The 14,600-nt window shown below is 67.2% G+C and carries 10 protein-coding genes; 3 read left to right on the top strand and 7 right to left on the bottom strand.

The features are described 5' to 3' along the window. Nucleotides 1-84: 84 nt before the first annotated feature. From D1610_RS02770 to D1610_RS02755, 4 genes are all read right to left on the bottom strand, one after another. Entirely contained in the window at nucleotides 85-1,407 is a 1,323-nt protein-coding gene (locus D1610_RS02770; RefSeq protein ID WP_118862572.1) for an efflux RND transporter periplasmic adaptor subunit, read from the bottom strand. Beyond that, a complete protein-coding gene (locus tag D1610_RS02765) occupies nucleotides 1,383-2,804 on the bottom strand; it encodes a TolC family protein (protein WP_118862960.1) in 1,422 nt (473 codons plus the stop codon). Before D1610_RS02765 ends, D1610_RS02770 begins: the two co-directional genes overlap by 25 nt. Nucleotides 2,805-2,979: 175 nt before the next feature. After that, nucleotides 2,980-4,182, bottom strand: coding sequence for an ABC transporter permease (locus D1610_RS02760; protein ID WP_118862571.1), 1,203 nt, complete (start codon nucleotides 4,180-4,182; stop codon nucleotides 2,980-2,982). Then, a complete protein-coding gene (locus tag D1610_RS02755; RefSeq protein ID WP_182466677.1) occupies nucleotides 4,179-4,859 on the bottom strand; it encodes an ABC transporter ATP-binding protein in 681 nt (226 codons plus the stop codon). Before D1610_RS02755 ends, D1610_RS02760 begins: the two co-directional genes overlap by 4 nt. 313 nt (nucleotides 4,860-5,172) lie before the next feature. Here D1610_RS02755 and D1610_RS02750 point away from each other — a divergent pair, with 313 nt between their 5' ends. The 3 genes from D1610_RS02750 to D1610_RS02740 all read left to right on the top strand — a co-directional run bounded on the left by D1610_RS02750 (nucleotide 5,173) and on the right by D1610_RS02740 (nucleotide 10,452). Next, nucleotides 5,173-8,481 carry a TonB-dependent receptor gene (locus D1610_RS02750; protein ID WP_118862569.1) on the top strand — a complete coding sequence of 1,103 codons (3,309 nt, stop codon included), beginning with the start codon at nucleotides 5,173-5,175 and terminating at the stop codon, nucleotides 8,479-8,481. A gap of 694 nt (nucleotides 8,482-9,175) precedes the next feature. Continuing rightward, nucleotides 9,176-10,030, top strand: coding sequence for a metal-dependent hydrolase (locus D1610_RS02745; protein ID WP_245941944.1), 855 nt, complete (start codon nucleotides 9,176-9,178; stop codon nucleotides 10,028-10,030). Then, entirely contained in the window at nucleotides 10,027-10,452 is a 426-nt protein-coding gene (locus tag D1610_RS02740) for a DUF2147 domain-containing protein (protein WP_118862568.1), read from the top strand. Before D1610_RS02745 ends, D1610_RS02740 begins: the two co-directional genes overlap by 4 nt. On the opposite strand, the gene D1610_RS02735 is transcribed toward D1610_RS02740, so the two are convergent. The 3 genes from D1610_RS02735 to D1610_RS02725 are packed head-to-tail and all read right to left on the bottom strand — an operon-like array spanning nucleotide 10,449 to nucleotide 14,496. Beyond that, the gene (locus D1610_RS02735) at nucleotides 10,449-11,063 is read right to left on the bottom strand and encodes a TetR/AcrR family transcriptional regulator (RefSeq protein ID WP_118862567.1); all 615 of its coding nucleotides are present in this window, start codon (nucleotides 11,061-11,063) and stop codon (nucleotides 10,449-10,451) included. The two genes, D1610_RS02740 and D1610_RS02735, sit on opposite strands and share 4 nt — an antisense overlap. A gap of 9 nt (nucleotides 11,064-11,072) precedes the next feature. Further along, entirely contained in the window at nucleotides 11,073-11,861 is a 789-nt protein-coding gene (gene cobA, locus D1610_RS02730) for a uroporphyrinogen-III C-methyltransferase (protein ID WP_118862566.1), read from the bottom strand. Then, nucleotides 11,854-14,496 carry a nitrate reductase gene (locus D1610_RS02725; protein ID WP_118862958.1) on the bottom strand — a complete coding sequence of 881 codons (2,643 nt, stop codon included), beginning with the start codon at nucleotides 14,494-14,496 and terminating at the stop codon, nucleotides 11,854-11,856. Before D1610_RS02725 ends, cobA begins: the two co-directional genes overlap by 8 nt. Between the last annotated feature and the right edge of the window lie 104 nt (nucleotides 14,497-14,600).

Genomic DNA, 14,600 nt, shown 5'->3' with positions numbered 1-14,600 from the left:
CATTCCGTAGGGTCACTTGGCGTGAACCGGTCACCCCCTTGACGCAGCGCGGCGTAAAGAGGGGGGATGGAGCGCCGTTTATTTTCATGCAGGCGGCGCCGCCGCGGGGGCCGGCGGCGTCCATATCACCTCGTCTCCCGGCTTGAGGCCGGCGACGATCTCCACGCCCTCGGGCGTCACCCGGCCGATCCGCACGGGAACGGCGCGCGGCTCCCCGCCGCCGGGCGGCCGCACGAGAACGGTCGCCGCGGGCGCTGCGCCCTGCACCGCGAGCGGCGGGACAACGATGGCGTCGGGATTATTGTAGGTGGTGACGATCACCGCGGCGCTCATGCCGATGCGCACCAGCGCGGCCTGTTCGGGCTTCAGCGGATCGAGCAGCGCGGTCGCGGTGAAGCTCGCCTTGCCGCTATTGCCGGCCGCCGCCACGGCTTCGCCCGCGATCGAGACGATCTTGCCGGTCAGCGCGGTTCCCTGGAAGCCCGGCCCTGTGACGACGACCGGCTGGTCGACCTCGAGCTGGTTGACGTCGCCCTCGTCGAGCTTGAACGCCACTGCGAGCCCGCCATCGCGCGCGATGGAGCCGATCATCTGTCCGCGGCTGACCCGCGCGCCGACATGCACGCCGCTCGTGATGCCATCGGCCTGAATCGCAGGCGGACGCACGATCACGCCCGCCTCCGGCGCACGCACGACGGCGCGGCGGAGCTGGCCGTCGAGCCGGGCGAGCTGCGCGCGCGCGCTGTCCAGCGTCAACGCCGCCACACGCCGGTTCGCGCCCTGGCCGCGTCGCAGCGTCGATTGCAGCTCCTCATTGGCGGAAGCCACGGCCATACGCTGGGTCTTCAGCCGTTGCGCCGCACCGTCATATTCGTTGCGCGGCACCAGCCCGCGGTCGAGCAGCCGCTTGGTCTCGCGGAAATCGCGCTCGGCGGCGTTCAGCTCCAGCGCCGCGCTCGTCGCCGCGCGGCGCGCGCGCGACACCTCCGGCCCGTCGGTCCAGTTGGCCATCTCCTGGGCGGATTGCGCTGCTTTCAGATAGGCGCTCTCCGCATCGTTGCGGGTCTGCATCAGCTCGCCTGGATCAAGCTCGACGATCATCTGACCCGCCTCCACCCGGTCGCCATAGGTGAACCCGATCGCGGTGACGCTGCCGTCGAAGGGCGCGGTCACGCCGATCGCGTCGCCCGGCACGATGCTGCCGGCAAAGGCCAGATTGGCGGTGAACGGGCGCCGGGCGATCGTCAGGCTCTGTTCGCCGCCGGCGGCCGGAGCGCCCTCGGAAGGCTCTCCCGCCAACAGCAGCCAGGCGAGCATGGCGGCCAGGACGGCGATCAGCGCCGCCGCCAGTTGCGCATCGCTCGGCCGCCGGGCTGCGCGGGTCAGTCGTTCAACGATATCTGCCATGTGTCCAATGTGCTTCCGATCTGCTGATCGAACTGGGTCAGCGCGTTGAGATAGGCGATGGAGGCGGTCAGTTCCTGCGTGTCCGCGGCGCGCAAATCCGCCTGGAAGGACAGCACCTCGAAATTCGACGCGCGTCCCGCCTCGAACTTCTCGCGCTGCAGGTCGAGTGCGCGCGCGGCGAGCTCCCGGGCGCGCCGCGCCGCCTCCAGCTGCAGCCACGACGCTTCGACGCTCTGCACGGCGTCGCGTATCTGGGTCTCGACCGACTGGCTGAGATCCTCGTAGCGCAGCTCCGCCGTCCGCAGATCGGTCGTGGCGCGAACCTCGCCCTGCTCGGCCGAAGGATCGCCGATCGGGATGGCCAGCTGCAGCCCGATCGTATGGTCGGTCCGCGGCTCGATCCGGCCCAGGATCGGGTCGGACCCGCGCTGGCGCGTCACCGTGCCGACCACCGATACGTCCCACAGGCGGTTGTTCTTGGCGACCAGCAATGCCTGGCGCGCCTGTTCGAGCGCCTTGCGCTGGGCGAGGACATCCATCCGCCCGGCCATGCCGAAGGCGATCGCGCGCTCGACGTCGATCGGCACATGCTCGGCCGCGATCGCATCGCCCGCGACGATGTTCGTGCGCGGTTCGACCGCGAGCAGCTGAAGCAGCGCAAGCTGCGCGCTGGCGCGGGACTGCTGCGCCTGGAGCAGCGCGACCTGCTGCGTCGCCAGCCCGGATTCGGTCTGGACGATGTCCGCCGCCGCCATCCGCCCGGCGTCGATCAGCGCACGGTTGGTTTCCAGCAGGTTGCGCGTGCGTTCGAGCGAGAGTTCGGCGAGGCGCACCTGTTCCTGCGCCTGGAGCAGGTTGCGATAGGCGAAGACGATCGTCGCCACCGTGTCGGCGACGGTCGCCTTCAATCCCAGCCGGTTGATCTCCTCCTGCAGCCGCGCGACGCGGACCGGCGCCATGTTGACCGCGAACCCTCCGCCCCGCAGCAGCGGCTGCGTGACGAACAGGCTGGCGATCTCCGAACTGCTGGTCGGTTGATCGAGCCGGTCGCGCCGGTCCCAGACGAAGCCGATCTGCGCGCCGGTGGGGGCGAGCCAGCTGACGGCGGGGGTGATGGTCGAACGGATCGCCGTCCGGCCGAGCGCGCGCTCGTGAAAGACGTCCGCGACGATGTCCAGGCGCGGTTGAAAGCGGCGCTCCGCGACCGCGAGGTCGAATTTCTGCACCACGCGCTGCAGATAGGCCGACTGGATCGTGCGGTTGTCGCGCAGACCGATCGCCACCGCGTCCTCCAGGCTGATCGCGACCGGCGGGCCGCTGATCGCCGGTCGCGGCGCGGCGGGCGACGATACCGGGGCAACGGGTGAAAACTCCTGTGCGCTTGCGCCCGACGCCATGATCGCGCCAAACAGGGCGCCGATCGAGGAGATGAGAAACCGATGAAGATTGCGGCACTTGGCCTCTTCACCCTGTGCGCCGCCTGCGCCGCTCCGGAAGAGCTGCGCCGGCCGGTCGGCGCGCCGAGCCTCGCCGATCCGCCTTCGCCCCCGGCGCTCCAACCCTATGTCACCCCTAGTCCGCACGCAGAGCCTCGATCGGATCCAGCCGGGAGGCGGTGATCGCCGGATAGAGTCCGAACACCAGCCCGATCAGCCCGGCGACCCCCGGCCCCAGCGGCAATGTCCACACGGCCAAGCCGAAGTCCCACCCCGAACTCACCGCGATGGCATACCCCGCCAGCAGGCCGAACAGCGTGCCCACCACGCCGCCCACCAAGGTCAGCACCGCGGCCTCGATCACGAACAACGCCTGCACGTCTCGCGGGGTCGCGCCGATCGCCGCGCGCAGGCCGATTTCCCGCCGCCGTTCCATCACGCTCATCAGCATCACGTTCATCACGCCGATGCCGCCGACCAGGAGCGAGATCGCCCCGATCGCCGCAAGCATCCGCGAATGCACCGCCTTTTGCGCGTTCATCGTCTGAAGGATCCGCTGCGCGTTCATCGCCTGCAGGCTCGATCCGGGCCGGGCGAGCGCGGCGATGATGCGCTGGCCGGCGGGTTCCCCATCGACACCCGGCTTCAGCCGGATCATCGCGACGTTCGGATCCGCTCCCGGCAGCACCCTGCGCGCGCACGATAGCGGCACGAACACCGCGTTGTTGTAATCGGTCGGATCAAGCGTCTCGGCGACGACCGGCGCGAAGACGCCGATCACCGTGAAGCCGTAATCGCCGACCAGCACGCGGCTGCCGACGCCCGCCGCCGCGCCGGGCGCCGAAAGCTGCTCGGCCGCCTTGTGCCCCAGCACCGCGCCGAAGCCGCAATCGTCGATCGCGGCGATCGACCGACCCTCGGCGACCGGCAGCCGCGCAAGCCGGACCAGGCCGGGCGGCATCGCAACGATCGACAGGTCGGTCTGCTTGCGGCTCGACCTGACCGGCCCGCGCCCGGTCGCGAGCGGCAAGGCTGCGGCGACCGCCGGATCGCTCTGCGGCAGGCGCTCCACCGCCTCGCGCGGGAAACCGGCCGCCGCTTCGCCGGTCGGCACCGCGAGGATCTGCAGCATGTCGACGCCCATGTCGCTGAACAGCTTGAGCGATTCCCGCTGCGCCATATGGCCGACATTGAGCATGGCGATGATCGACGCGGTGCCGATCAGGATGCCGAGCAGCGCCAGCGCCGATCGCCTGCCCTGCGCGCGCAGGTTGGCGAAAGCCTCGGCGAAGGTCTCGCCCAGCGGCGCGTCGGGCAGGAGCGTGCGGCGCGCGCTCATGCCGCGGCGCTGTCCGCGACGACGCGGCCGTCGAGCAGTTCGATGCGCCGCCCGCACGCCTGCGCCAGGTCGCGATCATGCGTGACCATGACGATGGTCATCCCGAGCTCGCGGTTGAGCGCGCCGAGCAGATCGATCATCTCGCCGGCGGTGGCGCTGTCCAGGCTGCCGGTCGGCTCGTCCGCCAGGATCAGCCGGGGCTCGCCCACCAGCGCGCGGGCGATCGCGACGCGCTGGCACTGCCCGCCGGACAGTTGCGAGGGCAGATGGTCGGCGCGCTCGGACAGGCCGACGCGCTCGAGCATTTCAAGCGCCCGCCCCTTCCGCTCGCCGCGCGGCACGCCGCGATACATCAGCGGCATGGCGATGTTCTGCCAGGCATTGAGCCGTGGCAGCAGCTGAAACGATTGGAACACGAAACCGAGCAGCCGGTTGCGCAGCCGCGCGGTGGTCTGCGCCGAGTCATGGCTGATCGTCGTGCCGCCCAGCACCATCTCCCCGGCGCACGGCCGATCGAGCAGCCCGACGATGTTGAGCAAGGTGCTCTTGCCCGATCCCGACGGCCCGAGCACCGCGCAGAACTCGCCGTCGTCGACCGTGAGCGAGACATCCGCGAGCACCGATACCGGCCGCTCGCGCGACCCATAGGCCTTGTGGATATTGCTCAGACGCAGCACGCTGTTCCTCTCCGCGCGGGAGAAAGCCTGACGAGGAACGGAAACGTCAAGTGGCGGCCGGATCAGCCCGATATCGGGAACCATGCCGCCATGCTGCGCAGCAATGCGCGGAAATCCGCCACGCATTGCCATCCGGCGCAGGGTCGTGCGAGGCTTGGCGCGAGAATATTTTTTGCACGATCCCCCCGAAGGGAACCGCCATGCGTCCTAGTCTGGAAGCGGCGTCATGGGAGCGCCGCGGAACAAGGGCAAAGCCCTGTATCCGGAGGGGGAATCCATGCGCCGACGCGCGTCTCAATATCATCGTCACCTCATGATCGGCGTCGCCGGCGCTTGCCTGATTGCTGTTGCCGCGCCGGCCCAGTCCCGGCCGGCCGAACCCCGTTTCCAGATCGCCGCCCAGGCGCTCGACAGCGCGCTGCGCGATTTCGGCGTGCAGAGCGGCTTCACCATCATGGCCGACGCATCCTTGACCACCGGCAAGCGGACGCGCGGCTATTCCGACGTCGGCGATCCGGAGACGGCGCTGCGCGCGCTGCTGCGCGGAACCGGCCTCAGCTATCGCCGCCAGGGCAATGTCTTCATCGTCACCCAGGCGGTGAGCTCGGCGCAGGCGAGCCCGCCCGTCGGAACGCAGACGCCGCCGCCTGCCGAGCCGGAACAGTATGACACCAGCCAGAACATCATCGTCACCGCGCAGAAGCGCGAGGAGTCGATCCAAGACGTGCCGATCGCTGTGTCGGCCTTTTCGGGCGAATCGCTTGACGATCTGAAGATCGAGGGCGGGTCGGAGCTGCTCCGCGCGGTGCCCAACGTCACCTTCTCGAAGGCCAACTTCTCGGGCTACAACTTCTCGATCCGCGGCATCGGCACCAAGGCGGTGTCGGCGAGCACCGATCCGGCGGTGGCGGTCAGCTTCAACAACACGCCGCTCATCCGCAACCGGCTGTTCGAGCAGGAATTCTTCGATATCGAGCGGGTCGAGGTGCTGCGCGGGCCGCAGGGCACGCTCTATGGCCGCAACGCGACCGGCGGCGTGGTCAACGTGCTGCCGGAGCTGCCCGTCTACAGCTTCGAGGGCATGGGCAAGATCGAGGTCGGCAACTACAACACGCGCCGCGCGAGCGGAATGATCAACGTGCCGATCACCGACACCTTCGCGGTGCGCGCGGCGGGCGCCTACACCAAGCGCGACGGGTTCGACTACAACAGCTTCAACGACACCAAGGTCAATGGCCGAGACCTGTGGTCGACCCGACTGTCGGCGCAATGGGAACCGTTCGACGGTTTCCGCGCCAACTTCATCTGGCAGCATTTCGAGGAAGACGACAACCGCTCACGCACCGGCAAGCAACTGTGCACGCGTGACGACGGGCCTACGATGATCGGCGATACGGCGGTGCCGGACCTGCTTCGCTTGCGGATGAGTCAGGGATGTAAACCGGGGTCGTTGTTCGACGATGCCGCCTATGGCACGCCAAACGCCGGCAGCTTTCCGCACGTGGCGGTGTCGGCAATTGGCTATGGCGTGATCGTCAACCCGGATGGAACGACCACGGACGTGGAGGCGGTGCCGAGGGGAACGGACCCCTATGCCGGCCTTGTTCAATCACGCAATCTGCGCGAGATCGCGACCAGTTATGATCCCGTCTTTCGCGCCAAGAACGATCTCTTTCAATTCAATCTGGAGCTTGGCCTGACCGACGGCCTACAGCTGATCACGCAAACGGCGTACGCGAAGGATCGCTATTACTCCTCTCAGGATTACAATCGCTTCGTCTCGAACCCCATTTTCAGCGATTCGAGCGATCCCGATCTGCACCCTGCGGCGTTTCCCTCTTATACAGTCATCGGGCCAACCCCCGGCGGCATCTATGTTGACCCGCAACTGGGGCCGTCGGACCGGATGCTGTCGGTCGATATTAGCCAGTCGGATAACGAGCAATGGACGCAGGAAATTCGCCTGCAATCCTCTTGGGATGGACCGTTCAACTTTAATCTTGGAGCCAACTATTTGGATTTCAGCTCACAAGATGACTACTACGTCTTCAATAATCTATTTACCTTTGTCGCTCAGTACTTTTATAATGGAGATCCGCTCAGTCAGTTTAATCACGAGGATGGAATCTTCAATCTCGTGACTCGTCCTTGTCAGCCTGCAGGGCCTGACGATGCATCGGGGGATTGCATTTATGTGGACCCAAATCCTCTTGGCAGCATAAACGGACTTGGTCATAACTACTTTCGAAGCAAGAACGTCGTTCGCACGGAATCTTTCGCTATCTTTGGTGAGAGCTATCTGAATATCGCCGATAATTTCAAGCTGACCGCGGGCCTGCGCTACACCGATGACACCAAGACGGCCACGCCCTATCCAAGCCAACTATTGCTGGGAATTGGGTCCGCCATGTCGGCATCGACGGGCGGCAGGGCGGCGATCGGTTACCCGGCCTCACCCAATATCAATCAGAGCTGGAAACGCTTCTCGGGCCGTTTGGTCGCGGACTGGAAACCGCAGCTCTCTTTCACCGATGATACGCTGATTTATGCATCCTTCGCCCACGGCTACAAGGGCGGCGGCTCTAACCCGCCGCGGGTGGATCTGGATCCGAGCATCGTCCGGCTCCAGCCGCTCGCCGAGACGTTTGCGCCAGAATATGTCAACGCTTTCGAGATCGGCACCAAAAACAGTCTGATGGATGGGCGTATGACGTTCAACGCCACCGCCTTCTATTATGATTACACTAACTATCAGGTGTCGCAGATCGTCGATCGAATCTCCTTGAACGAGAACTTTGACGCGACGAGCATGGGGATCGAGTTTGAGGCCGCCTGGCGACCTTCACGCAATTTCCGCATCGACGCAAATCTCGGCTATCTCGACACCCGCATCAAGGACGGCGCGCAGTCGATCGATGTGATGAACCGCACCCAGAGTAACGAGGATTGGGTGCTCGTCAGACCCTGGTTGCAGGCGCCATCGAACTGCATCGCGCCCAAGGCCGCCGTCGAGAAGATACTCAACCATCCCTTTTCAGCGTTTCTTGGCGAGCTCGGCCTTGCGGCGCTCTGCGCATCCTCAAACCGGATAGGCGATTATGATCCGGCCGCGCCGAACGGGCAGACCGCCTATTATGCGCTGTTCGGCTTCACCTACGATCCATTGCTTCCCTATGATCCCGACCTCAGCCCGCTTGGCGTCCTCGGCAGCGCAGCACCGCGCAGCGGCGCACCCAATGGCGGCCGCGGTTTCTATGCCGATCTAGGCAGCAACGAGCTGCCCAATTCGCCGCACCTGACCTTCAACATCGGGGCGCAGTACACCTTCTTCCTCGACGCGTTCGAACTCACCTTCCGCGGCGACTATTACCGCCAATCGGAAAGCTTCGCCCGCGTCTACAATACCGAATATGATCGGCTGCGCGGGTGGGACAACGCCAACCTCGCGGTGACGCTGGAGAACCGCGACTGGGATCTGGTGCTCCAGGCTTATGTCAAGAACGTGTTCGACAACACGCCGATCACCGACACCTTCACCAATTCGGATGACACCGGCCTCACCGCCAACGTCTTCACGCTCGATCCGCGCATCATCGGCTTCAGCGTCATGAAGCGGTTCTGACCCGCCCTCCCAGCGGTCCAGACCTCCGGCGCGCCGCCCCACGGCGCGCCGGCTTTTTTGTGTGTCATGATCAGCGGCAATCCCCCCGTCGTGCATCAGAGGCGTCTTAAATCATGGTGGATAATCAAGGAGAGCCTTATGAAAACGATCGCCACGTACGGATTGGCCATATCACTAATGTCAGTTTCGGCCAGTACGGCGCATGCTCAAACTTGGTCGCCCAGTGACACGGTTAACGTCAACGGCGCAATGACAATATATAGCGGCTTTACCATCAACTGTACGTTGAGCGCTTCGCTATTATTAAACGGATCATCTGCGTCAATCTCAGACATTCTATGTACTGGTGGCATTTCCGGCAGCTAGTTTGCTAATCAACCCTATTCGGTAACGGTAAATTCATCAACGTCCATAAGCATAAACGATGTGTATTACACCAACGCTTTTTTCGGCCCGTGCCCAGGCGATTTGACCGGAACCTTTGATCAATCGACGGGTAGAATCATCTTTATCGATGCGCAATTACCCCCTGTCGATGGATGGTCTTTACCGTGTCATTTCTATGGCACCCTCAGCACCAGCCCCGCCGCGTCCTATACGCTTCCCTGAAGGCGAGTCGCACTCGGCCCAGCTCCATATTGACATCGATGTTCACTCTATCGTATGAACATCGTTGTCAATATGGAGCTGGTCGATGAATATGCATAGGGCGCTGACCCCCGCGGACAACACCATCACCGTGCGCGATCTGCGCTTCAACCGTGAGCCGGCGAAGCATCCGCGCTGGTGGCATGGCGGCGATCCGGTGCCGACGGCGTTCTTCAACGCGCTGTCCTGCACCTTCCCGGCGGGGGAGAAGTTCTTCATGGACAGCGTGCGCGCCTATCGCCGCGAGGTCGGGCCCGCGCTGCAGGCGCAGATCAAGGGCTTCCTCGCGCAGGAGGCGGTGCACAGCCGCGAGCATGCCGCGTTCAACCAGCTCGCCGCCGACAGCGGCTATGATGTCGAGCGGCTGGAGCGGCGGACCAAAGGCGTGCTCGATTTCGCCCGCAAGCGCAGCAAGGCGCGTCAGCTCGCCGCCACCTGCGCGCTCGAGCATTTCACCGCGATCCTGGCGCACGAGCTGCTCGCCGGCGACAGCGCCGACATGGCCGCCGCGCCCGCCGACACCGAACGGTTGTGGAGCTGGCACGCGATCGAGGAGATCGAGCACAAGGCGGTCGCCTACGACACCTTCCTCGCCGTGACCGCGGACATGACGCGCCTGCGCCGCTATGTCATGCGGTGCTTCGCCATGATCCTCGCCACCGTCATCCTGTTCACCACGATCCGTGCCAGCATGGCCGACCTCTACCGCGCCGACGGCCTCAAGGGCCCGCGCATCTGGGGGCGGACGATCGCCTATCTGTTCGGCCGGGGCGGCATCCTCCGCCGCATCCTCCCGGCATGGCTGACTTATTTCAGGCCGGGCTTCCACCCCTGGCAGCACGACGACCGCGACGTGCTGGCGCGCGCGCAGGCGCGGCTCGGCCTGGAGGCGGCGGCATGAAGCGCGCGCTGCTGGCGCTTGCCCTCCTGTCAGTCCCCAGCGCGCTTCCGGCAGCGGGCGAGGAGGCGCTGATCGGCCGCTGGAACACCCAGAAACAGGGCGGCGTGGTCGAGATTCATCGTTGCGGCCAGGCGCTGTGCGGGCGCGTCGTCGACGGCGCGCCGCTGCGCGCCAATCCCGACCAGCGCGACACCCGCAATCCGGACAAGGCGCTGCGCGGCCGTCGCGTCATGGGGCTGCGCGTGCTCCACGGCTTCACCGGCGGTCCGCGCGAATGGAAGGGCGGCCCGCTCTACGATCCGGAGACCGGCGACGGCGCCAAAAGCGGCACGCTCACGCTCGTGGATGCGAGCACCTTGAAGGTGAAGGGCTGCCTGATGGCGTTCCTCTGCCGCACCCAGACCTGGACGCGCGTCCGCTAGCTCGCCGGCGGCACGATCAGCAGCGGCAGGATCTGCGCGACCAGCCGCCGCGCCGCCTCCTCGTCCTGTCCCAGCATGTCGCGCAGATGCGGGCCGATCACCGCGTCGCCGAACGCGCAGATCGCGATCAGCAGCACGATCGCGCGGATGCGGCTGTCCTGGTCGGGAAGTTCGGGCGCGCGCGCCTTCACCGCCGCCACCAGATCGAGCACCGCCTGCCGCACCGCCTCGAGATGGTCGAACTCGCGCGCCAGCACCAGCCAGGCGGCGAGCTGCCCCGCTCCGCCCTCGCCGAACGCGTCGAACACCCGGTCGACCAAAGCCGCCGGCGCCGCCGCGTCGGTGTGGAGCTGGCTCACCGCATCGCCCAGCGCGTCGGCAAGGTCGCGGATCATCGATTCCATCAGCGCGGTCTGCAGCCCCGCGGCGGAGCCGAAATGATGGATGACGTTGGTGTGCGACATGCCGATCGCCTTGCCGACATTGGCGAGCGTCACCGCCGCCGGCCCGCCCGCCAGCAGCAGGTCGCGCGCCGCGGCGAGTCCTTCGTCGCGGGCTTCATGCGCGCTGCGCTTGCGGCGCTTTGGGCGGACGGGCGAATGTGTCGGCACGCGAACGGCTTAGCCGGGGCGGCGCGACTCCTCAATCGATAGCGTGGCGGGCTTCGCGCGCGCCGGCGCGACCGCCTCGCCGACAAGGATGAGCGTCGCACGCCCGTCGGCAACCGCATCGGCCGCCACCGGCAGCAGGTCGAGCCGGGTGTGGAGCAGCTGTTCGTCGGGCAGGCTGACATTCGCCGCGATCAGCACCGGCGTCGCGGGCGGCAGGCCGTGCGCTATCAGGCGGCGGCTGATCTCCCCGGCCGCGGCCCGGCCCATATAGAAGGCGATCGTGCTCTGCGGATCGGCAAGCGCGGCCCAGTCGATGTCGAGCGCCTCCCCGGCCCTGGCGTGCGCCGTGACCAATCGCACCTGCCGGGCGAGCCCGCGCAGCGACAGCGACACGCCCGCGCTCGCCGCCGCTGCGCTGGCGGTGGTCACGCCCGGGCAGATCGAGCAGCGGATGCCGTGACGGGCGAGGGCGGCGCACTCCTCGGCGGAGCGACCGAAGACCGAGGGATCGCCGCCCTTCAGCCGCACCACCCGCTCGCCCGCCTGCGCCGCCTCGGCCAGCAGCCGGTCGATCTCGGCCTGATCCTTCGAATGCCGTCCCGATCGCTTGCCGACAGGCACCCGCCGGACATGCGGCGGGATCAGATCGAGCACGCCGGGGCCGACCAGGGCATCGTAGAAGACGATGCTCGCCGCGCGGATGAGACGTTCGGCCTTGCGCGTAAGGAGGTCGGGATCGCCCGGCCCGGCGCCGACCAGCCAGACCTCGCCCGGTGCGATCAGCGGGGCGTCAGCCATGCGCCGCCTGCTGCGCGCCTGCGATCAGCCGCTGGATCGCCGGCCGGCATGATCCGCAATTGGTGCCCGCCGACAGCGCCGCGCCGACCTGCTCGACCGAGACCAGCCCGTCATCGGCGATCGCCGCGGCGATGGTCTTCATGCCCACATCGAAGCAAGCGCAGACTATCGGTCCCCGATCCGCACGCGGCGTCGCCGGACGGCCGGCGAGCAGCGCCATCGCGCTCGCGGGCTCGGGCGCGCACAGCTGCTCGATCAGCCATTCGCGCGCGGGCAGCGTTCCCGAGCGCGCGATATAGATCGCCGCGCGCAAACGTCCCTCGGCGAGCACCGCGACCCGGCGCTGTCCGCGCGCCGGATCGCTCGTTTCGACCCTGGAACCGGCGGGCAACAGGCGGGCGATGAGCTTCGCCGGATCGCCCCCGCCCGCAAGCTCCACCAGCCAGCCCTGCGGTACGCGTATGCGCGTCGCGTAGAGCGAGGGGATCGTATCGGGCAGCGTATCGGTGATCAGAAATCCGCGCCATTCCGCCGCGACGCGCTCGACCCGCGCGGGCGTCGCCTTGAAACCCGGCTGGCCCGAATGCGGATCGACCAGGTCGCGCGGCAGCAACCCGGCGCGGCCGCCGGTCGATTGGCGATCGGTCCAGTGGATCGGCACGAACGCCTCGCCGCGCCGCTGACCCTCATCGAGATGCGCGCGGAACACGCTTTCGCCCTGCGGCGTGGCGACGCGCGCCAGATCGCCCTGCGCGATCCCCAGCGCGGCGGCGTCCGCCGGATGCAGCTCGACCAGTGGCTCCTGCCGATGACGGGCGAGGCGCGGGCTGAGGCCGGTGCGCGTCATCGTATGCCACTGGTCGCGGTAGCGGCCGGTATTGAGCGTGAAGGGCCAGTCCTTGAGCGGCGGCGCGAGCGGGCGCTGCACCACGGGCACCAGCCGCGCCTTGCCGTCGGGCGTCGGGAAGCGGCCCTCGGCGAACGGCGTGCCGCCCCAGCGATATGGCTCCATTGCCTCATAATCGGCATTGGCGATGGCCGCGTGGTGACCGATGTCGAACAGCCGCGCGCCGCCGTTCTGATAGGTCGAAAGGCGGGCATGCTCGCGGTAGATGTCCGCCGGCCGGTCATAGGAAAAGGCGCTGCGCCAGCCCATCCGCCGCGCGACAGAGGCGACGATCCACCAATCGGGCCTGGCCTCTCCGGGGGCCGCGAACAGCGCTCGCTGGCGGCTGACCCGCCGTTCCGAATTGGTGACGGTGCCGTCCTTCTCCCCCCAGCCGAGCGCCGGCAGGCGGACATGGGCGAAGCGGCCGGTGTCCGTGTCGGCGATGCAATCGGACACCGCGACGAACGGGCATGCGGCCAGCGCCGCGCGCACCGCGCCCGCATCGGGCATGCTGACCGCGGGGTTGGTCGCCATGATCCACAGCGCCTTGATCTTGCCGTTGCCGACCTGCCGGAACAGGTCGACCGCCTTCAATCCCGGTTTCGCCGCCATCCGCTCCGCCGCCCAGAAGCGGCCCACGCGCGCCACATTCTCCGGCGCGAAATCCATATGCGCGGCGAGCGTCGTGGCGAGCCCGCCGACCTCGCGCCCGCCCATCGCGTTGGGCTGGCCGGTGATCGAAAAGGGCGCCGCCCCCGGCTTGCCGATCCGCCCTGTGGCGAGGTGCAGGTTGGTGATCGCGTTGACCTGATCGGTGCCGGTGAGCGACTGGTTGATCCCTTGGCTGAACAAGGTGATCGTGCGCGGATTGGCGACGAACAGATCGTAGAAGCGCTTGAGATCGGCGGGCGGCACGTCGCAGGTCCGCGCGACCGACCAGAGATCGCCGCCATCCTCCAGCGCCTCCCAGAAGCCATCCGGAACCGATACGCTGGCGTCGATGAAGTCCGGGTCGATCGCGCCTTCACGCCGGCAATGCGCCAGCAGCCCATTCATCAGCGCGACGTCGCTGCCCGGACGGATCGCAAGATGCACGTCAGCGCCCTCGCAGGTCTCGGTCCGGCGCGGATCGATCACCACCAGCTTCGCCCCGCGCGCCTCCCGCGCCGCCATCATCCGCTGATAGACGATCGGATGGCACCAGGCGGTGTTCGATCCGACCAGCACGAACAGATCGGCCTGGTCGATATCGCCGTAGCTCGCCGGCACGACATCCTCGCCGAAGGCGCGGACATGCCCGGCGACCGCGCTCGACATGCACAGCCGCGAATTGGTGTCGATATTGGCCGATCCGATGAAGCCCTTCATCAGCTTGTTGGCGACGTAATAATCCTCGGTCAGCAACTGGCCCGAGACGTAGAAGGCGACGCTGTCCGGCCCATGCTCGGCGATGGTGCGCGCGAAGCGCCTGGCGACATGATCGATCGCCTTGTCCCACGATACCCGCGCCTCGCCGATCATCGGATGGAGCAGCCGTCCCTCCAGCCCGACCGTCTCCCCAAGCTGCGTGCCCTTGGAACAGAGCCGGCCCCGATTGGCGGGATGATCGGGGTCGCCCTTGATCTCGACCGATCGCTCGCCGGTGACGGTAGCGGCAATGCCGCACCCGACCCCGCAATAGGCGCAGGTGGTGCGGACAAAAGCCCTCTCCCCTTCAGGGGAGAGGGTTGGGAGAGGGGCAGTCACCACAGAGCACCGCGTCCGCGGAGAGGGGGGGGGGCGGCCCCCCCCCCCCCCCCCCCCCCCCCGGCGCGCCCCCGCCCACCCAAACAACCCCCCCCCCCCCCCCC

It is taken from the genome of Sphingomonas gilva (assembly GCF_003515075.1).
Lineage (GTDB): Bacteria > Pseudomonadota > Alphaproteobacteria > Sphingomonadales > Sphingomonadaceae > Sphingomonas > Sphingomonas gilva.
This window is presented reverse-complemented; position numbering and strand designations above follow the sequence as displayed.

What these genes read in the sequence shown, in the direction of transcription:
- D1610_RS02765 (WP_118862960.1), bottom strand. Translation starts at nt 2,804, where the DNA reads ATGGCGTCGGGCGCAAGCGCACAGGAGTTTTCACCCGTTGCCCCGGTA.
- D1610_RS02745 (WP_245941944.1), top strand. Translation starts at nt 9,176, where the DNA reads ATGAATATGCATAGGGCGCTGACCCCCGCGGACAACACCATCACCGTG.
- D1610_RS02740 (WP_118862568.1), top strand. Translation starts at nt 10,027, where the DNA reads ATGAAGCGCGCGCTGCTGGCGCTTGCCCTCCTGTCAGTCCCCAGCGCG.
- D1610_RS02750 (WP_118862569.1), top strand. Translation starts at nt 5,173, where the DNA reads ATGATCGGCGTCGCCGGCGCTTGCCTGATTGCTGTTGCCGCGCCGGCC.
- D1610_RS02770 (WP_118862572.1), bottom strand. Translation starts at nt 1,407, where the DNA reads ATGGCAGATATCGTTGAACGACTGACCCGCGCAGCCCGGCGGCCGAGC.
- cobA (WP_118862566.1), bottom strand. Translation starts at nt 11,861, where the DNA reads ATGGCTGACGCCCCGCTGATCGCACCGGGCGAGGTCTGGCTGGTCGGC.
- D1610_RS02760 (WP_118862571.1), bottom strand. Translation starts at nt 4,182, where the DNA reads ATGAGCGCGCGCCGCACGCTCCTGCCCGACGCGCCGCTGGGCGAGACC.